Annotated in this window: 18 protein-coding genes; 8 read left to right on the top strand and 10 right to left on the bottom strand. The window is 65.6% G+C overall.

The annotated features are described in order from the left end of the window. Positions 1–10: 10 nt before the first annotated feature. The 9 genes from UP10_RS06750 to UP10_RS06790 all read right to left on the bottom strand — a co-directional run bounded on the left by UP10_RS06750 (position 11) and on the right by UP10_RS06790 (position 9,396). Positions 11–1,081 carry an aldose epimerase family protein gene (locus UP10_RS06750; protein ID WP_044586589.1) on the bottom strand — a complete coding sequence of 357 codons (1,071 nt, stop codon included), beginning with the start codon at positions 1,079–1,081 and terminating at the stop codon, positions 11–13. Positions 1,082–1,083: 2 nt separating this feature from the next. After that, positions 1,084–2,013: a Gfo/Idh/MocA family protein gene (locus tag UP10_RS06755; RefSeq protein WP_044586590.1), complete on the bottom strand. Its 930-nt coding sequence runs from the start codon at positions 2,011–2,013 to the stop codon at positions 1,084–1,086. A 9-nt stretch (positions 2,014–2,022) separates the two neighbouring features. Further along, positions 2,023–2,802, bottom strand: coding sequence for a FadR/GntR family transcriptional regulator (locus tag UP10_RS06760; protein ID WP_044586591.1), 780 nt, complete (start codon positions 2,800–2,802; stop codon positions 2,023–2,025). Next, a complete protein-coding gene (gene yjfF, locus UP10_RS06765) occupies positions 2,799–3,782 on the bottom strand; it encodes a galactofuranose ABC transporter, permease protein YjfF (protein WP_044540585.1) in 984 nt (327 codons plus the stop codon). Before yjfF ends, UP10_RS06760 begins: the two co-directional genes overlap by 4 nt. Then, positions 3,779–4,762, bottom strand: a complete 984-nt coding sequence (locus UP10_RS06770; protein ID WP_044586592.1) for an ABC transporter permease — start codon at positions 4,760–4,762, stop codon at positions 3,779–3,781. The genes yjfF and UP10_RS06770 overlap by 4 nt, the downstream gene beginning before the upstream one ends. A gap of 1 nt (position 4,763) precedes the next feature. Further along, a complete protein-coding gene (locus UP10_RS06775) occupies positions 4,764–6,302 on the bottom strand; it encodes a sugar ABC transporter ATP-binding protein (RefSeq protein WP_044586593.1) in 1,539 nt (512 codons plus the stop codon). 158 nt (positions 6,303–6,460) lie between these two features. After that, positions 6,461–7,426 (bottom strand): galactofuranose ABC transporter, galactofuranose-binding protein YtfQ, encoded by a 966-nt coding sequence (gene ytfQ / locus UP10_RS06780; protein ID WP_044586675.1) that lies wholly within the window; start codon positions 7,424–7,426, stop codon positions 6,461–6,463. 172 nt (positions 7,427–7,598) lie between these two features. Continuing rightward, a complete protein-coding gene (locus tag UP10_RS06785) occupies positions 7,599–8,624 on the bottom strand; it encodes a histone deacetylase family protein (protein ID WP_044586594.1) in 1,026 nt (341 codons plus the stop codon). 67 nt (positions 8,625–8,691) lie between these two features. Further along, a complete protein-coding gene (locus UP10_RS06790) occupies positions 8,692–9,396 on the bottom strand; it encodes a GntR family transcriptional regulator (protein ID WP_044586595.1) in 705 nt (234 codons plus the stop codon). 148 nt (positions 9,397–9,544) lie between these two features. Here UP10_RS06790 and UP10_RS06795 point away from each other — a divergent pair, with 148 nt between their 5' ends. The 8 genes from UP10_RS06795 to UP10_RS06830 all read left to right on the top strand — a co-directional run bounded on the left by UP10_RS06795 (position 9,545) and on the right by UP10_RS06830 (position 18,705). Then, positions 9,545–10,318: a class II aldolase/adducin family protein gene (locus UP10_RS06795; protein ID WP_044586596.1), complete on the top strand. Its 774-nt coding sequence runs from the start codon at positions 9,545–9,547 to the stop codon at positions 10,316–10,318. 42 nt (positions 10,319–10,360) lie between these two features. Continuing rightward, positions 10,361–11,911 carry an ABC transporter substrate-binding protein gene (locus UP10_RS06800; protein WP_044586597.1) on the top strand — a complete coding sequence of 517 codons (1,551 nt, stop codon included), beginning with the start codon at positions 10,361–10,363 and terminating at the stop codon, positions 11,909–11,911. Positions 11,912–11,984: 73 nt separating this feature from the next. After that, a complete protein-coding gene (locus tag UP10_RS06805) occupies positions 11,985–12,956 on the top strand; it encodes an ABC transporter permease (RefSeq protein ID WP_044586598.1) in 972 nt (323 codons plus the stop codon). Continuing rightward, positions 12,953–13,792 (top strand): ABC transporter permease, encoded by an 840-nt coding sequence (locus UP10_RS06810; protein ID WP_044540594.1) that lies wholly within the window; start codon positions 12,953–12,955, stop codon positions 13,790–13,792. The genes UP10_RS06805 and UP10_RS06810 overlap by 4 nt, the downstream gene beginning before the upstream one ends. Positions 13,793–13,795: 3 nt before the next feature. Further along, positions 13,796–15,415 (top strand): ABC transporter ATP-binding protein, encoded by a 1,620-nt coding sequence (locus UP10_RS06815; RefSeq protein WP_044586599.1) that lies wholly within the window; start codon positions 13,796–13,798, stop codon positions 15,413–15,415. Positions 15,416–15,418: 3 nt separating this feature from the next. Further along, positions 15,419–16,354: a 2-hydroxyacid dehydrogenase gene (locus UP10_RS06820; protein ID WP_044586600.1), complete on the top strand. Its 936-nt coding sequence runs from the start codon at positions 15,419–15,421 to the stop codon at positions 16,352–16,354. Positions 16,355–16,373: 19 nt separating this feature from the next. Further along, the gene (locus UP10_RS06825; protein WP_044586601.1) at positions 16,374–17,438 is read left to right on the top strand and encodes a phosphotransferase; all 1,065 of its coding nucleotides are present in this window, start codon (positions 16,374–16,376) and stop codon (positions 17,436–17,438) included. A 4-nt stretch (positions 17,439–17,442) separates the two neighbouring features. After that, positions 17,443–18,705: an aspartate aminotransferase family protein gene (locus tag UP10_RS06830; RefSeq protein ID WP_044586602.1), complete on the top strand. Its 1,263-nt coding sequence runs from the start codon at positions 17,443–17,445 to the stop codon at positions 18,703–18,705. A 12-nt stretch (positions 18,706–18,717) separates the two neighbouring features. On the opposite strand, the gene UP10_RS06835 is transcribed toward UP10_RS06830, so the two are convergent. Further along, positions 18,718–19,287: a DUF2147 domain-containing protein gene (locus tag UP10_RS06835; RefSeq protein ID WP_044586603.1), complete on the bottom strand. Its 570-nt coding sequence runs from the start codon at positions 19,285–19,287 to the stop codon at positions 18,718–18,720. Positions 19,288–19,304: the final 17 nt, after the last annotated feature.

The raw sequence follows: 19,304 nt of genomic DNA on the forward strand, positions 1-19,304 counted from the left end.
ATTGCGATCCTCACAATGTCGAGAAGCGATAGACGATGGTGCGCCGATAGATCTGTCCGGGATCGAGCCGCGCCGACGGAAAGTCGGGGCGATTCGGCGTATCCGGCCAGGCGTGCGGCTCGAGACACAGCGCGTCCGACTGGCGATAAAGAAGGCCGCCTTTGCCTGATGTGGAGCCGTCGAGGAAGTTGCCGGAATAGAACTGCAATCCCGGCTGATCGGTGAACAGCTCCATCACACGGCCGCTACGCGGCGCCTCGAGGCGCGCGGCGAGGCGAAGGCCGGTCCCTGACCCCAGACAGTAATTGTGGTCATAGCCGCGCCCGAGCCGCAGCTGCTCGTCGTTGATGCGGATACGCGAACCGATCGCCGTGGGTTTTCGGAAATCGAACGGCGTGCCCTCGACCTGCCGCGGCGGCTCCGGCAGTGGAATCGCCGTGGCGTCGACGGCGAGAAAGCGATCCGAAGGGATCGTCAGCCGGTGGTCGAGGATTTGCGTGCCCGAGCGCGCGCCGTCGAGATTGAAGAAGCTGTGATTGGTCAGATTGAGGATCGTCGGGCGGTCGGTCGTCGCCTCATACGTCACCGAGAGCTCCGTCGCGCTGCGGACGCGATAGGTTACGCGCGTCTCCAGATTGCCCGGATAGCCTTCTTCACCATGCGGGCTTGCGCGCTCCAGCACCAGCGTCGGCCCCGGACTGTCGCTGACGTCGACGATCCGCCAAAGCTGGCGATCGAAACCCTGCGGGCCGCCATGCAAGGCGTTGGGACCGTTGTTGGCCTCGAGCGCAATTGCCGCGCCATCGAGCACGAAGCGCCCGCCGGCGATCCGGTTGGCATAGCGGCCGATGGTCGCGCCGAAGAATTTGCGCTGCGCCAGATAGCCGTCGAAATCGTCATGGCCGAGCACGATGTCGTCGCAGTGCCCGTCACGATCGGGCGTCATCAGCGATTGCAGCGCGGCGCCGAACGGAATCACGACGGCTTCGAAGCCGTTGCCGCTGCGCAGCGCCACGCGCTCGACCACCGAACCATCGGGCAATCTGCCAAAGGGTGCGCGTTCGATCGTGGCCGATGTCATGGTCAGTCCTCAAATGGCTCGACGGCACGCCGTCGCCCCAGCATGAAACTATCCGCCACGAGCTGCAAGGGCGCCAGGTCGACGTCGGACTTGCCTTCCGACGCCAGCGCGAGGAACCGGCGATAGAGTGCGGGGTATTCCTCCTTGGCGCTGTCGACGATCAGCCTATCGCCATCGCGCAATTGCGCTCCGCCTTTCGACAGAGCGACAGGACCCGCATCGGTCTCGATCAGGATGTCCCAGCTCTGCGGGCCGGTCTGGCGGAAATCGAACTCGGCATGAACCGGCAGGCCGTTACAATCGGAGAATTCGAGCTCGGCGGCAATCGGCGCATCCCGATTGGACGGAAACGCCAGCTCCGCGCGCCGGACAAACACCGGCCGTGGCAAAATATGGGTCAGGATCGACAGCGCGTTGATGCCGGGATCGAACACGCCGAAGCCGCCGGCTTCGAAGATCCAGGCCTGGCCGGGATGCCAGACGCGGACGTCTTCCTTCCAGATGATCGTCACCTTGAGGATCTTGCGGAGGGCGAGCAAATGCTTGATAGGCTCGACCGCGGGCGCATAACGCGAATGCCAGGTCGCAAACAATGTCCGGCCCGCCTGCTGCGCGGCTGCGATCAGCGGCGTGAGCTCGGCGACGGTCGCGCCTGGCGGCTTTTCCAGCAGCACATGCTTGCCCGCGGCAAGCGCCGTCGTCGCCTGCGCGCGACGCACCTGCGGCGGTGTGCACAGCGCGACGGCATCGATTTCGGGACCGTTGCGCAACAGCTCCTCCAGATCGCGGAAATGCGGCAGGTCCGCCGGCGATTTGGCGGGATCGACCACCGCGACCAGGGCCGCGCCCGCCGTGTTCGCGATCGCCGGCACGTGCTGCCGGCGCGCGATCTCGCCGAAACCGACAATGGCGATGCGAAGCACCTCGCTCATGGCGTTTCCTCAGGTTTCGGAGGTGACAGCGGCGGCAGCGGTCGTGGATTCGTACAAAGCGGGATCGACGATCGCTGCGCCGTGGCGGCGAATGCCATGGAAGATGGCCGCGGTCATGGCCGCCGCGGCGTCTTCGGCGTTGCCGTCGGCGATTGCATCGACGATGCGCTGGTGCCAGCTCAACACCAGCTCGCGGTCGGCCGGATCGACCGGTGCGCTGACGACAAAGGATGCACGCAGCGCGGCCTCGATCACGCCGTCGACGGCGCGCATGAACGGATTGCCGGACGCATTGGCGACCGCGATATGCAACGCCAGATCGCCGTCCGTGAAGGCATCGGAGGTGGAGGGCTCGCGCCGCATGATCTCGATGCAGCGGCGTAGCTCGGCGATGTCGGCCTCGGTACGGCGCAAGGCAGCCAACGCCGCCGTGCGCGGTTCGATCGCAAGGCGGATCTCGGCGAGATCGCCGAGGAACTGCTTGTCGATGCCGACGTCGAGATGCCAGGCCAGCACATCGGCATCGAACATGTTCCAGGCGTTGCGACCGCGCACGACGGTCCCGACCCTCGCCTTGGTGGTGAGCAATCCTTTCGCCACCAGCGTCTTGATGCTTTCCCGCAATACAGGACGTGAGACGCCGAATATCGCGGTCAGTTCGGCATCGCCTGGCAGCCGGGTGCCCTCGGCGTAACGGCCTGCGATGATATCGATGCCGATGCCGCGCGCGACCGCGGCGTGGTTGGAATGCGCACGCCGGGTCGGAATCACCACCAAGCCGGTGCTCATGCCTTCACCTCTCCTGCCCTGATGGTGCGGGACCGGCCGGCAAGCCGCACCATGGCCTGCTGCAAGGCGATGAACGCGAACAGCAGGATGCCGGTCGCGATCTTGGTCCACCAGCTCGACAAAGTCCCGTCGAAATTGATGTAGCTCTGAATCAGGCCCTGGATCAACACACCGAGGAAGGTGCCAATCGCCGACCCCTGGCCGCCGGACAGCAGCGTCCCGCCGATGACGACCGCGGCAATGGTGTCGAGCTCGACACCGACCGCCGACAGCGAATAGCCGGCGGCCGTGTAAAAGGAGAACACGATTCCGGCGATTCCAGCGAGGACACTGGACAGCATGTAGATGCGCACCGTCATCGAACCAATGGCGACGCCCATCAGCGCGGTCGCGGAGCGATTGCCGCCCATTGCAAAGACATTGGCACCGAAGCGGGTGAAATGCAGCAGCACGCTGCCGGCCGCGACCACGGCCAGCATGATCAGCGCGATCGCCGTCAGCCGACCGCCGCCGGGCAGCGCAATCCCGAAATCCGACACGGCCGTATAGAGCGGCGCGGTGATTGGCGTCGATTCCGTCGACATCAGGAAGCTGGTGCCGCGCGCGACGAACATCCCGGCCAGCGTGACGATGAAGGGCGGCATGTCGAAGAAATGGATCACCGCGCCCATCGCTGCTCCAAAGGCCGCGCATAGCACGAGCAGGATCGCGAATGCGAGCAGCGGCGGCAGGCCGAGCCGCTCGATCGACAGCGCGACGAACACGGTGGTGAATCCGATCACCGATCCGACCGACAGGTCGATGCCGCCGGAAATAATGACAAAAGTCATGCCGATCGCAACGATGCCGAGGAAGGCGTTGTCGGTCAGGAGATTGGCGACGACACGGGTCGACGCGAAATTCGGAAATTGCAGCGAGCAGATCGCAAAGCCGGCGACGAAGACCAGCGCCGTGATCATGACGGGCGACAGCCGGCTCATGCGCGCGCCTTTCGGAAGTTGGCAACCAGGCCGGACAGCCGCGGCGATTGCAGCAGCAGCACGACCAGCACCACGGCCGCCTTGACCACGAGGTTGAACTCCGGCGGATAGCCGGACAGCAGAATGCCGGTGTTCATCGCCTGGATGATCAGCGCACCGCAGACGGCGAGGACCAGGCTGAAGCGCCCGCCGAACAGCGAGGTGCCGCCGATCACGACCGCGAGGATGGCATCGAGTTCGAGCCAGAGCCCGGCATTGTTGGCATCGGCGCCCATGATGTCGGCGGCCGCGATGACGCCGGCCAGCGCCGCGCAAAGGCTGCACCAGACATAGACGGCGACGATCATCAGGCGGATGCCGACGCCGGAAAGCTCGCTGGCCCGCGCATTGCCGCCGGCCGCCTCGATCAGGAGCCCGAGCGCCGAACCGCGCACGACGAGGCCGGTGACGAGCAGCGTGCCCGCGACGATCAGAACCGGCGCGGGAATGCCGAGCGCGGAGCCGGTGCCGAACCATGCGAGGTCGGGCGAGGTGAACGTCACGATCCGCCCCTCGGTGATGAGCTGCGCGACACCGCGGCCGGCCACCATCAGGATCAGCGTTGCGACGATCGGCTGGATACCGAGCACCGCGACCAGAAATCCGTTCCAGAGGCCGCACAGCAATCCCGCCCCGAGCGCAACGGCGACCGCGACCGGCCAGGCATGACTGTCGGCGAGGCTCGCCGCGATCGCGCCTGATATCGCCATCACCGCGCCGACCGAGAGATCGATGCCGCGGGTCGCGATGACAAGCACCATGCCGAGCGCAAGCAGCGCGACCGGTGCGCCGCGGTTGAACACATCGATCAGGCTGCCGAACAATCGTCCGTCCTGCAGCCGCAGGTCGAAGAACTGCGACGAGACCATGCGATCGATCAGCAGGATCACGATAAGTGCGAGAATTTGCGCGAGGCCCCGGCGTGGCAGCTGAAATGCCATCTCAGGCCTCCGCCGCGGCGGGCGCGGAGCCGTCGGCCGCGATCGCGGCGAGGATCGACGACACGTCGATCCCGTCGTCCTGCAACGCACCGACATGGGCGCGGTCGCGCAGCACCACGACGCGATCGGAATAGGCGACGATCTCGTCGAGCTCCGAGGAGATCACGAGCAATGCCAGGCCGCGGTCGCAGAGTTCGCGAATCAGACGGATAATTTCCGCATGCGCGCCGACGTCGATGCCGCGCGTGGGTTCGTCGAGCACCAGCAGGCGCGGCTCGGTGGCAAGCCAGCGCGCCAGCAGCACCTTCTGCTGATTGCCGCCCGACAACAGCCCGATCGGCCTCTCCGGATCCGGCGGACGGATGTCGAGCAGCTTGACGAAACGGGCGGCGATCTCGTCCTGCTCGCGGCGCGACAATGGCCGCGTGATGCCGCGCTTTGCCTGCAGCGCCAGCACGATGTTCTCGCGCACGGTGAGTTCGGCGATGATGCCGTCGGTCTTGCGCTCTTCCGGGCAATAGCCGAAGCCGTGGCGCACCGCGTCGCGCGGCGAATGCAGCCGCACCGGTTTGCCTTCGACCGCAGCGTTGCCGCTGTCGGCGCGGTCCGCGCCGAACACCAGCCGCGCGGTTTCGGTGCGGCCGGAACCGAGCAGGCCGGCGAGCCCGACCACCTCGCCATGGCGCAGGTCGAGATCGAACGGCGCGATGCTGCCGCGCTTGCCGTAATTCGTGAAGGTCGCACAGGGCGTGCTGGCCGAACGATCGTGCGCGACGCGCTCGCCGGTCGTTTCGCTCAATTCGCGACCCAGCATCATCTGGATCAGTTCGAGCCGCGGCAGCGACGCGGTCATGCGTTCGCCGATCAGCCGGCCATTGCGCAGCACGGTGATGCGGTCGGAAATGTCATAGACCTGGTCGAGGAAGTGGGTGACGAACAGGATGCCGATGCCGCGCGCGGCGAGCGCGCGCATGGTGCGGAACAGCATATCGACCTCGTGGCGATCGAGGCTTGCGGTCGGCTCGTCAAGGATCAGCACCCGCGCCGACAGGTCGACCGCGCGCGCGATCGCGACGACATGCTGGATGGCGACCGAGTAATGTCCGAGCGGCGCGCCGACGTCGATATGCAGATCGTAGCCGGCGAGCAGCGCAGCGGCGCGGCGCCGCATCTCGCCGTCGCGCACGATGCCAAACCGGGTCGGCTGCCGTCCGAGATAGAGGTTCTGCGCCACCGACAGGTTCGGCAGCAAATTGACCTCCTGATAGACGGTGGCGATCCCCTCCGCGAGCGCTTCCTTGACTGAGCGTGGCGCGATCTCGCCGCCGTCGAGCCTGATCGTACCGGCGTCGCGCGACAGCACGCCCGTGATCACCTTGATCAGGGTCGACTTGCCGGCGCCGTTCTCGCCGAGCAGCGCATGGATCTCACCGGCATGCAGCGTGAAGTCCACCTGGTCGAGCGCGCGCAGTACGCCAAAGCTCTTGCTGAGCCCACGCACCTCCAGAAGCGGTTGCCTACCTTCGCCAGCTTGTTGCATCGACGCACTACGTCCCGACGCGTCCGCCGCTGATAGCGACGAACGCGTGATTGCGGTTTGCAGATCGGATCAGATTTTCAGGCCCGCGGCTACCTTCCGCCATCCGGCGCAATGGCCGATGACGGAAGGCAGGAGAAGCAGCGGATAAGGTCTCGCGCTCAATAACCGAGGCCCTTCTTACCGTCATAGGCCTTCTGCGGATCGTCGGCCGCCGTATAGAGCTTGGACTCGGTCTGGATCCATTTCGGCGGCGTGGTGCCCTTGTCCTTGTAGGCAGTCAGCGCGTCGAGCGCGGGGCCGGCCATGTTCGGCGTCAGCTCGACGGTGGCGTTGGCTTCGCCGGCGACCATCGCCTTGAAGATGTCGGGCACGGCGTCGATCGAGACGGTGAGGATGTCCTTGCCCGGCTTCAGGCCGGCTTCCTTCATCGCCTGGATCGCACCGACCATCATGTCGTCATTATGCGCGTAGACGGCGCAGATCGTCTTGCCGCCGCCTTCGGCCTTGATGAAGCTCTCCATCACTTCCTTGCCCTTGGCGCGGGTGAAGTCGCCGGTCTGGCTGCGCACGATCTTCAGATTGGCGTGCTTGGCGATCGCGGTGTCAAAACCCTTCTTGCGGTTGGCCGCGACGCTGGCGCCGACGGTGCCCTGCAATTCGACGATGCTGCACTGCTTGTCGCCGACCGTCTTGGCGAGCCAGTCGCCTGCGACCTCGCCCTCATGCACGCTGTCCGAGGTGACCGCAGTCAGATAGAGGTCCTTGCCCGACGGATCGATGTCGCGATCGAGCAGGATGACCGGGATCTTGGCCTCCTTGGCCTCCTTCAGCACGGCGTCCCAGCCGGTCGAGACAACCGGTGCGAGGAAGATCGCGTCGACGCCCTGGGCGACAAAGGAGCGGATCGCCTTGATCTGGTTCTCCTGCTTCTGCTGCGCATCGGCGATCTTCAGATTGACCGAGCGCTTGGCGGCTTCGCCCTTGGAGACGGTGGTCTCCGCCGCCCGCCATCCGGATTCCGAACCGATCTGCGAAAAGCCGACCGTGAGCTGGGCCGCCGTAGCCGGCGCGATGAACGGCGCACTCGCCAAGGCGAGACCCGCCAGGATTCGTTTCAAAACCATCAGACGCATCCCCTCTGTTATGTCAGGAGGCGCCCAAATCACAATCTATCGGTGTTTGGGCACCGCTGCCGTGCATTGATGCCGGCGGCACCGGTACCGTTTCATAACTCAGCGGCCTTTTCTAGTCATATAATCTTACTTTTCAACGACGACTGGTTGGAGACCTGACGCACTACCGCTTGGCCTCGAACCCGCCGAGCACGGCCGTCAGATTGGCGCCAAGGATGTCGGAGAGGTAGCCGCCCTCCTGCACCAGCACGGTCGGCAAGCCGATCCGCGCAATCGCCTCGCCGATGCGGCGGAAGCCGTCGGTGGTGACCGCAAGGCCCGCAAGCGGATCGTGCTCGGAGGCGTCGAGGCCGAGGGCGACGACGAGCGCACCCGGCGCGAACGCACGAATGGTCTTCGCAGCCTTCGCGAGCGCCTCGATGTAGCCGTCGTCGCCGGTGCCCTTGGCCAAGGGAATATTGAGGTTGGCGCCGAGCCCCTGGCCCGCGCCGCGCTCATGCGCATAGCCCCAGACAAACGGGTTGAAGAAGGTCGGGTCGGCGTGGATCGAGACCGTCAGCACGTCGGGCCGCTCGTAAAAGATGCCTTGCGTGCCGTTGCCGTGATGCACGTCGACGTCGAGGATCGCGACGCGCTCGTGCTTCAAGCGCAAATGCGCGGTGGCGATTGCGCTGTTGTTGAGGAAACAGAAGCCGCTGGCGAGATCGCGATAGGCGTGATGGCCGGGCGGACGGCACAGCGCATAGACCGCGTCCTCGCCATCCATGACCATCTGCGCCGCAGTCGTCGCGACATCGGTCGCAGAGCACGCGGCCGCCCAGGTACCCGGCCCGATCGGGCATGAGGTGTCGATGGTGTGCCAGCCGAGCTTGCCGACGATGTGGGTCGGATAGGTGCCCGCGTTACGCACCGGATGCATGTTCGCGATCATCTCCGGACCGGCATTGCCGAGCGCGGACCATTCATCCCAAGCGTCAGCCAAAAAGCTCAGATATTCCGGGCTGTGCACGCGGGCGCGCGGCCCCTGCCCGAATGCGGTCGGCTCAACCAGCGTGTGCTTGCCGGCCTGCAATCCCGCCAGCAGACGATCGGCGCGCTCGGGCTGTTCGGTGGTGCGCTGGACCACGCCGCGCACCAGGAAGAATTGCGGATCATGGCTGCGGTGCTTTTCGCTGTAGACGGCTTTCACTGGAGTGCTCCTATCGATGGAATGAAGGGATTGATTGCCGGCACCGCGGCTGCGCGACCTCGCGCGCCTATTTCGCGGCCGCCGGCCATGGCGCAATGTCCCGCACCAGCCGGCCGACCTCGCGCCTTGCATGGCCGATGTGATAGTCGACATGCGCGACGATGCGTTCGGGATGGCCGGCTTCGATCGCTGCGAGCACCGGCTCATGGGTGCGCGCGATCTCGTGCGGATCGTCGTAGAGGCGGCCGATCAGGCCGATCAGCATCCGCAGCTCGGAGGCGAGATCGTCGAACAGCCGCAGCATGCGCTTGTTGCCCGCGATCTCGCAGATCAGGCGGTGAAAGCGGTAGTCCTCCTCGACCTGCCGCGCCGGATCGTCGAGGTCGGCCATCTCGTGCAGCACCTCGATCTGCCGGCGCAGCGTGTCGCGCGTCTCCGGCGTGAGGTTGCGCGCGGCGAGCACCGCGGCGTGCCGCTCGACGCACAAACGAAGATCGTAGATCTCGTCGATATCGTCGGCGGCAAACTCGCGGACGAAGAAGCCACGGCGCGGATGGGCGACGAGCAGCCCCTGTTGTTCCAGCAGCCGCGCCGCCTCGCGCACCGGCGCCCGGCTGACGCCGAGCTCGCGCGCGATCCCTGCTTCGACGACCTTCGATCCCGGCGGCAGCCGCCCCTGCACGATCGCTTCGGTCAGACGGCGGGCGACCTGCCCGACCAGGTCGGTCTCATTGAGGGCCGGCAAGCCGACCGGAGGGGACATTGTGCGCATCAAAAGGGTCCGTTTCGACCCATGTACATTATTTAATCGCCGATTGTCGACAGTTTAGACTTGATCAATTGTTAGATTGTCGACAGTTTAGTGGCGCGGGTATTGCAACGCAACGGGAACAGCCCGTGGACAGGGACTAGCAGCAACGATGACGACGCATGTGCGGCCCGAGGCCGTGAAGGACCAGAACGAACAATTCCGCATCGATCTCGCCGCGGCCTATCGGCTGATCCACCGGCTTGGCCTCGATGACAGCATCTACACCCACATCTCGGTGCGGCTGCCGGGCAGCCATGACCGCTTTCTGATCAATCCCTACGGCATGCGCTTCGAGGAGGTGACGGCGTCGAACCTCGTCACCGTCGATCTCGACGGCAATGTCATCGAAGATCGGCTCGGGCTCGGCATCAATCCGGCCGGCTTCACCATCCACAGCGCGGTGCACGCCGCGCGGCCCGACGTCGCCTGCGTGCTGCACACCCACACGGTGGCCGGCGTCGCGGTGTCCTGCCAGAAGCAGGGCCTGCTGCCGCTCAATCAATGGTCGATGCAGTTCACCGGCTGCCTCGCCTATCACGACTATGAGGGCATCGCGCTCGATCTCGACGAACGTGAGCGCCTGGTCGCCGATCTCGGCGACAAATTCGTGATGGTGCTGCGCAATCACGGCATGCTGACCTGCGGCCGCTCGGTCGCCGAGGCGTTCAAGCTGATGCACAATCTGGAGCGCTCCTGCCGCGCCCAGCTCGCGATCCAGTCCGCCGGCGCCGAGATCGCGCCGCTGTCCGACGCCGTCGCGCACAAGACCGCCGGCCAATACGCCACCTTCTACGACAGCATCGAGACCAACGGCGTGCCCGACACCGAGTGGGCGGCCTTCAAGCGCAAGCTGGAGCGCACCGATCCCGACTTCATGAATTAGCTATCGGCCGCGGCCGGGCGAAGCGAACAAGAGAGAGTGGATATGTTGAAACGAGTATTGCTTGGTCTTGTGATGGCGACTGCGTTGAGCACCGCCGCATTTGCGCAGGAGCCGAAATCCGGCGGCGTCGTCAACGCGGTGATCCAGCCCGAGCCGCCCAGCCTGATGGTCGGCCTGGTGCAGAACGGTCCGACCCAGATGGTGGCCGGCAACATCTATGAAGGCCTGCTGCGCTACTCGCCGAAGCTGGAGCCGCTGCCCGGCCTCGCTGAGAGCTGGAGCGTCAGCGAGGACGGCAAAACCTACACGTTCAAGCTGCGCAAGGGCGTCACCTGGCACGACAACAAGCCGTTCACGTCGGCCGACGTCGCGTTCTCGATCGAATTCCTGAAGCAGACCCATCCGCGTGCCCGCGGCAACCTCGCCATGCTCGACAAGGTCGAGACGCCCGATGATTCCACGGTGGTGTTCACGCTGAAGCAGCCGTTCGGTCCGTTCCTCGGTATTTTCGAGGTCGGCTCGCTGCCGATGATCCCCAAGCACATCTACGAAGGCACCGACTTCAAGACCAATCCGGCCAACAACACGCCCGTTGGTACCGGCCCCTTCATGTTCAAGGAATGGCAGAAGGGCTCGTTCATCCGCCTGGTCAAGAACCCGAACTACTACATCAAGGGCTTGCCCCATCTCGACGAGATCTACTGGCACGTGATCCCCGACGCCGCGGCGCGCGCGGTGGCGTTCGAGACCGGCAAGGTCGACGTGCTGCCGGGCGGTTCGGTCGAGAATTTCGACGTGCCGCGTCTGTCGAAACTCAAGAATGTCTGCGTCACCGGCGCCGGCTGGGAGTTCTTCAGCCCGCATTCCTGGCTGTGGCTCAACAACCGCTCCGGTCCGACCGCGAACAAGAAATTCCGTCAGGCGCTGATGTACGCGATCGACCGCAACTTCGCCAAGGACGTGATCTGGAACGGCCTCGCCAAGGTCGCGACCGGCCCATCAGCCTCCACGATCAAATACTACACCGACAAGGTCACCGCCTACGACTACGATCCGATCAAGGCCAAGGCGCTCTTGAAGGAGGCCGGCTATAACGGCGAGAAGCTCCGCATGCTGCCGCTGCCTTACGGCGAGACCTGGCAGCGCTGGGCGGAAGCCGTGAAGCAGAACCTGCAGGACGTCGGCGTCAATGTCGAGATGATCGCAACCGACGTCCCCGGCTGGAACCAGAAGGTCGCCGACTGGGACTACGACATCGCCTTCACCTATCTCTATCAGTACGGCGATCCCGCGCTCGGCGTCGGCCGCAACTACATCTCGAGCCAGATTTCCAAGGGCTCGCCGTTCAACAATGTCGAGGGCTATTCGAATCCCGAGATCGATCAGCTGTTCGCCGACGGCGCCACCGCTTATCCCGACTCCAAGCGCGAGGAGATCTACGTCAAGGCGCAGAAGATCCTGACCGACGACGTGCCGGTGGCCTGGCAGCTCGAACTGCAGTTCCCGACCATCACCCGCTGCAACGTCAAGAACCTGATCACGACCGCGATCGGCGTCAACGACGGCTTCCGCGACGCCTGGCTCGACAAGTAAAGATATCACCAGGCCGCGGCGTCCCGGAACGCCGCGGCCTCTTTGTTTCCTCTCGAACGCAACGAAGTGACCGATGCTCTCATTCATAGCCCAGAGACTTGCAAAGGCCGTTGTTGTTCTGCTCGCGATCGTCGTCCTCAACTTCTTCCTGATCCGCATGGCGCCGGGCGATCCGGCGATGGTGATGGCAGGCGAGGCCGGCGCCAGCGACAAGATCTTCGTCGAGCAGTTGCGCGAAAAGTTCGGGCTCGACCAGCCACTGCCGGTGCAGCTCTATCGCTACGTCAAGGGCATCGTGACGCTCGATCTCGGCTTCTCGTTCCGCCAGCAGATGCCGGTCGGCAAGCTGATCGCTGAGCGGCTGCCGGCGACGCTGCTGCTGACCGGCACGGCCTTCGTCATTTCACTCTTGTTCGGCGTCCTGTTCGGGACGCTCGCCGCGCGCTTCGCCGGTACCTGGGCCGATACCGCGATCACGGTGTTGGCGCTGATCTTCTACGCCACACCGCTGTTCTGGGTGGCGCTGATGGCGATCCTCCTGTTCTCGGTCCAAATGGATTGGCTGCCGAGCTTCGGCTACGAAACCGTCGGCGCCAACTACACTGGTTTCGCTCATCTGCTCGACGTCGGCGCCCATCTGATCCTGCCGGCGACGACGATCGGCCTGTTCTTCATGGCAACCTATGCCCGCATGACCCGCGCCTCGATGCTCGAGGTGCAGCGGCACGACTTCGTCAAGACCGCGCGCGCCAAGGGCCTGCGCAACGCCGTGATCCAGCGCCGCCATGTGCTGCGCAACGCGCTGCTGCCGGTCGTGACGCTGGCAGGCCTCCAGGCCGGCACGCTGGTCGGCGGCGCCGTGCTGACCGAGACTGTGTTTGCCTGGCCCGGCATCGGCCGGCTGATGTATGAGGCGCTGTTGCAGCGCGACTACAATCTGCTGCTCGGCGTGTTCGTGGTCTGCTCGGCGATGGTGCTGGCCTTCAACCTGATCACCGACCTGATCTACCGCTCGGTCGATCCACGCATCGAGTTCGCGGCATGAGCAAATTCTGGCGAACCATGCTGCGCAATCCCGGCGGCGTGATCGGGCTGGTGATCCTGCTGCTCGCGGTCGCGATTGCGCTGTTCGGCCCGATGCTGTTTCCGACTTCGCCCTGGCGCATGGTGCAGCGGCCGTTCCTGCCGCCGTTCACGCTGTCGCGGGTGCCGCTCGGCACCGACGCGCTCGGCCGTGACGTGCTCGCCGGCATCATCTATGGCGCCCGTGTCTCGCTGCTGGTCGGCCTGGTCTCGACGATGGCCGCGCTCGCGGTCGGCATTCCCGTCGGCGCCGCCGCCGGCTATTTCGGCGGCAAGATCGGCGACGCCCTCATGCGCTTCACGGAGTTCTTCCAGACCGTGCCGAGCTTCGCGCTCGCAATCGTGCTGGTCGCAATCCTGCAGCCCTCGATCGTCTCGATCGTGCTGGCGATCGCGATCGTCAGCTGGCCGCCGGTTGCGCGTCTGGTGCGCGGCGAGGTGCTGTCGCTGCGCACCCGCGAATATGTCCAGGCCGCCATCGTCACCGGACAGAGCCACAGCTGGATCATCTGGCGCGAGATTTTGCCGAACGCACTCTCGCCGGTGATCGTGCTGGCGTCGCTGATGGTCGCGACCGCGATCCTCTTGGAATCCTCGCTGTCGTTTCTCGGCCTCGGCGATCCGAACCTGATGTCCTGGGGCTACATGGTCGGCGCCGGCCGCACCGTGATCCGTCAGGCCTGGTGGATCACGGTCTTCCCCGGCATCGCGATCCTGCTCTCGGTGCTGGCGCTGAACCTGATCGGCGAAGGCCTCAACGACGCGCTCAATCCGCGCCTCAACAAGGAGGGGCGCTGACGCATGTCCGCCGCACCAGTCGTTTCCATCAAGAACCTCAAGCTCGCGCTGCCGCCGGGCGCCGACCGCCCTTATGCCGTCGACGACGTCTCGTTCGAGCTTGTGCCTGGCAAGATCCTTTGCGTGGTCGGTGAATCCGGCTCCGGCAAATCGATGTGCGCGCATGCGTTGATGGGGTTGTTGCCCGACACCATCATCCGCGAGGCCGGCGAGATCGCCTATAACGACCAGAACCTGCTCACCCTCGATAACGCCGGTTGGCTCGCGCTGCGCGGCCGCCATATCGCGATGGTGTTCCAGGAACCGATGACTGCGCTCAATCCGCTGATGCGGATCGGCGAGCAGATCGCCGAAATGTTCGAGGCGCACAATCTCTTGACGCCAAAGGCACGCAAGCAGAAGGCGCTCCAGCTGCTGCGCGAGGTCAACCTGCCCGATCCGGAACGTGCGATGCGCGCCTATCCGCATCAATTATCCGGCGGCCAGCGCCAGCGCGCAATGATCGCGATGGCCCTCGCGCTGGAGCCGGCCGTGCTCGTGGCGGACGAGCCGACCACCGCGCTCGACGTCACCACGCAGGCGCAGATCCTCGAACTGATCCGCGACCTGCAACGCCGCCGCAACATGGCTGTCATGTTCATCACCCACGATTTCGGCGTCGTCTCCGACATCGCCGACCGCGTCGTCGTGCTCCAGCACGGCAAGGTGGTCGAACAGGGCGCGGCCGACGACGTGCTGCGCCGTCCGCAACATCCCTACACCCGTGCGCTGCTCGCGGCCGTGCCGTCGATGCAGCCGCCGCCGCGCGCACCGCTGGTGGACCGCGCCAAGGCGGTCGAGGTGGTCGGACTCGACAAGACCTATGTTTCCGGCGGCGGCTGGTTCCAGCCAGAGCGTCGCGTGCGCGCCGCCAACGAAGTCAATTTCGACATCCTCAAGGGCGAGACGCTCGGCCTGGTCGGCGAATCCGGCTCAGGAAAATCCTCGGTGGCGCGGCTCGTGATGCGCCTGATCGAACCTGATAGGGGCACGGTGCGCCTCGGCGACACTGATTTCACCCGCATCGCCGGCCGCGCGCTGCGCAAGGAGCGCAGCCGGATCCAGATGATCTTCCAGGATCCGTTCGCCTCGCTCAATCCGCGCCGCAAGGTCGGCAACATCATCGCCGACGGGCCGATCGCCCACGGCACCGATCCGCAATTGGCGCGGCAGCGCGCCGGCGAGCTGCTCGGCCTGGTCGGCCTCAATGCCAGTGCGATGGAACGTTATCCGCACGAATTCTCCGGCGGCCAGCGCCAGCGCATCGGGATTGCGCGCGCGCTTGCGATGGAGCCCGAAATCATCGTCGCCGACGAAGCCGTTTCCGCGCTCGACGTCTCCGTGCAGGCGCAGGTGCTCAATCTGCTGGAAGATCTGAAGGCGCGGCTCGGCCTGTCGATGCTGTTCATCACCCACGATCTGCGCGTCGCGGCGCAAATCTGCGACCGGATCGCGGTGATGCAGCGTGGCGCGATCGTCGAGCTGAAGCCGACGGCCGCGCTGTTCGCCGCCCCCGAGCACGCCTATACAAGTGAGCTGCTCGCCGCCGTTCCGGGCCAGATTTCCTCTTCGCGGGCGGCGTGAGCGATGCGTTGCGTGCTTGTCAGCAAGAACCTCGATCTGCGCGGCTATTTCGGCGCGGAGTTCGCGCGCTCCGCACCTCGCATTGAGTTGGTGGATCATACCGCCGACGCGACGGCCGAGGATGTCCGGCTCGCACTGGCCTGGCATCCTCCGGATGATGCGTTTGAACGCTATCCCAATTTGCAGGCGGTCTGCTCGATCGCGGCCGGCGTCGACAACATCATGGCCTGCCCGAGCCTGCCGCCTGATGTCGACGTGGTGCGCGTGATCGACCCCGGACAGGCGCAGATGATGTCCGGCTTCATCGTATGGCACGTGATCGGCCATCAGCGCGGCTTTGCCGCGTTCCGCGGCCAACAACGTGACCGGATCTGGCGACGCGGCGACCAACGGCGCGCGAGGGATGTCCCGGTCGGCATTCTCGGCAGCGGCGGGATCGGCCAGCGGGTCGCCGCGGATCTCGCCCAGCTCGGTTTTCCCGTGATGAGCTGGAGCCGGACCGCCAAGCCAGATTCATCGGCGAGCCACAGCTTCCACGGCCCGGCCGGTCTTGCCGCAATGGTTGGCGAGGGCGAGGTGCTGGTGAACCTGCTGCCGCTGACGCCGGAGACGCGCGGCATCCTCAACGGTAATCTCTTCAGCAGGATGCGGCGCGGCGGCTATCTGATCCAGGTCGGCCGCGGCGAGCATCTGGTCGAAGCCGACCTGCTCAAAGCGCTCGACTGCGGCCAATTGTCCGGCGCGGCGCTTGACGTGTTCGCCACTGAGCCGCTGCCGCAAGCGCATCCGTTCTGGGATCATCCGCAAATCGTCATCACGCCGCACGACGCCAGCGACGTCAGCATCGGCGCGGTTGCCACGACACTCGCCGTGACGGCCGAGGCGATCCGCACCGGACAGCGTCCGCCGCATGCGATCGACCGCGCGCGCGGCTATTGAAGGTTCAGGGATTCGTCAGGTGCAAGGCAGCTCCCCCGTCGTCGCAAGAGCGGATCCGATCGATGGATTGCGCGCGGCATCTGCCATTCCGGAGGCCCGCGCCGAAGCGCTGGCCGCCGAACATTACGGCCTGTCGGTCGCCGTGCGCCGGCTCGACAGCGAACGCGACCAGAACTTTCGGCTGCGCGCGGCTGATGGCCGCGACTACGTCCTGAAGATCGCCAATCCCACCGAGGATCGCGCGGTCACCAATCTGCAGACCGAGGCGCTGCGCCACATCGCGGCCCGCGATCCCGCGCTGCCGATCCCGCGGATGGTCCCCGCACGCAACGGTGCGGTCGAACTCGAGATCACCTTCGACGACGGCTCGGCCCGGATCGTGCGTCTCTTGTCCTTCCTGAAGGGAACGCCGATGCATCAGGCGCCACAGTCAGCGGCGTTGCGCCGTGACGTCGGCCGCTGTGCGGCGCGGCTTGCTTTGGCGCTGCGCGATTTCCACCACCCCGGCGCAAACCACAAACTGTTGTGGGATATCGAGCACGCCGCCGAGTTGCGGCCTCTGATCGGCACCGTGCCATCAGGCCAGCGCGACACGGTCGAACGCTTCCTCGACGGCTTTGCGACCCACGCCGTTCCGGTCCTGGCGCAACTCTCTATCCAGCCGCTGCACAACGACCTCAATCCGCACAATATCGTGGTCGATCCGGCCGAACAGGCACACGTCGCAGGGATCATCGATTTCGGTGACCTGACCGCAACGGCCCGCATCAACGATCTCGCGATCGCGGCTGCCTATCAGGTCACCGACAGCGACGATCCGCTGGCGCCGGCCTGCGAGCTGATCGCGGCCTATCACGCGGTCGCGCCGCTCGAGGCGCGCGAGCGCGGCATCCTGTTCGACCTGATCGCAACCCGCATGGTGATGACGATCGTGATCAGCAACATCAGGGCCGCTCGCTATCCCGACAACAGTACGTATATTCTGCGCAACAACAAGCAGGCCTCGGTGCGGCTCGCCCGAATCGCGGCGCTGACGCGTGAGCAAGCGGCACGGCAGATCGAACGCGCCTGCCTGGGGGAGTGACACAATGCCCATGGACAATTCGACGCCAGACCTGATCGCGCGGCGTAACCGCCTGCTCGGCCCAGCCTACCGGCTGTTCTATGAAGAGCCGGTACAGGTCCTGCGCGGCGAAGGCGTCTGGCTGTACGATGCCGCCGGCAACCGCTATCTCGACGCCTATAACAATGTCGCCTCGGTCGGCCACTGCCATCCGCACGTCGTCGAGGCGATCGCGCGGCAGGCCGCGGTGCTCAACACCCACACCCGCTATTTGCACGAGACCGTGCTCGATTATGCCGAACGGTTGCTCGCGACCTTTCCCGCCGAGATCGGCAACGTGATGTTCACCTGCACCGGCAGCGAGGCCAACGACCTTGCGCTCCGCGTCGCCCGCACCTGCACCGGCGGCACCGGCGTCGTTATCACCAAAACCGCGTATCACGGCGTTACCAGCGTGCTTGCCGAGCTGTCGCCGTCGCTCGGCCTGCCCGAGCCGACCGCGGCCCATATCCGCCTGGTGCCGGCGCCGCAGTCCGCCGGCGCCGAAACCGGCGAGATCTTCGCAGGCCACGTCCGTGCCGCGTTCGCGGACATGATACAGAGCGGCATTCGCCCGGCGGCGCTGCTGGTCGACACGATTTTCTCCAGCGACGGCGTGTTCGCCGATCCGCCCGGCTTCCTCGCACCAGCGGTCGACGCCGTGCGTGCAGCCGGCGCGCTGTTCATCGCCGACGAGGTGCAGCCCGGCTTCGGCCGCTGCGGTGAGGGCCTGTGGGGGTTTGCCCGCCACGGCCTCGTCCCCGACATGGTCACGATGGGCAAGCCGATGGGCAACGGCCATCCGGTCGCCGCGATGGCCGCGCGTCCGGAGCTGTTGAAGGAGTTCGGTGCGCGCTCGCGCTATTTCAACACGTTTGGCGGCAACCCCGTCTCCGCCGCCGCCGCCATGGCCGTGCTCGACGTGATCGAGCAGGAGGGCCTGATCGAGAACGCTGGAAGCACCGGCGCTTATGTACGCGAGCGGCTCAACACACTGCGCGCCAGGCATGAGCTGATCGCGGAGGTCCGCGGCGCCGGCCTGTTCATCGGCGTCGAACTGCGCCGCGGCGCTGCGCCCGCAACGAAGGAGACGGCGAAGCTCGTCAACAGCTTGCGCGAACGTCGCGTACTGATCAGCGCCGCCGGACCCAACGGCAACGTGCTGAAGATCCGGCCGCCGCTGGTGTTCGGCCGGGAGCATGCCGATCTCCTGATCGAGACGCTCGATCAGGCGCTGCGGGAGATCTAGCGAAGCTGTGCCCTACCTGGCGCCGACCGTCGCGGTCTTCGCCGGGGGCAATGCAGCCCATTCCTTGTCGGCCTTGGGACCGCTGGGATCACCGGTCAGACCGACCAATTGTCCCGGCAGCACGTCGTTGGTCTGCTTCCAGGTCTGGGTCTGGCAGAGCAGTTTCAGCATGCATCCCCTGAGCTTCAGCCGGTCGGACGAGTCGCGCCACAACATCACCGAATAGGACCTGCCGTCCTCCGCATTGTAGATGTCGCCGTCGAACCATCCTTCCGGCGTCGGCTTCAGGCCCATGATCAGCTGATGACCAAGAACGTTGCGCGCTCGCTTCGACGTGTCCGGATTGTAGCTATCGCGGACCGGCTGGCCGCGTTCGTCAAGCGGATCCTTCATCCACACGATGTAGCCGCAGATCCGCTGCTTCCCCGCGCCACAGCGCTCGAGCCGGATACGGGCGCGCCCGTCTTCGGTTGACCAGGTCCCGCTTGGATCGGCGGGGCTTGCCGCCTCGGCGCGGCCAATCGTGCTCATCAGAACCGCGGCAACCACGCCGCGCAGGATCAGTCGAAACAAGATACTCATCTATTGCACCCTTCGTT

The sequence above is a fragment of the Bradyrhizobium sp. LTSPM299 genome, from assembly GCF_000938235.1.
Lineage (GTDB): Bacteria > Pseudomonadota > Alphaproteobacteria > Rhizobiales > Xanthobacteraceae > Bradyrhizobium.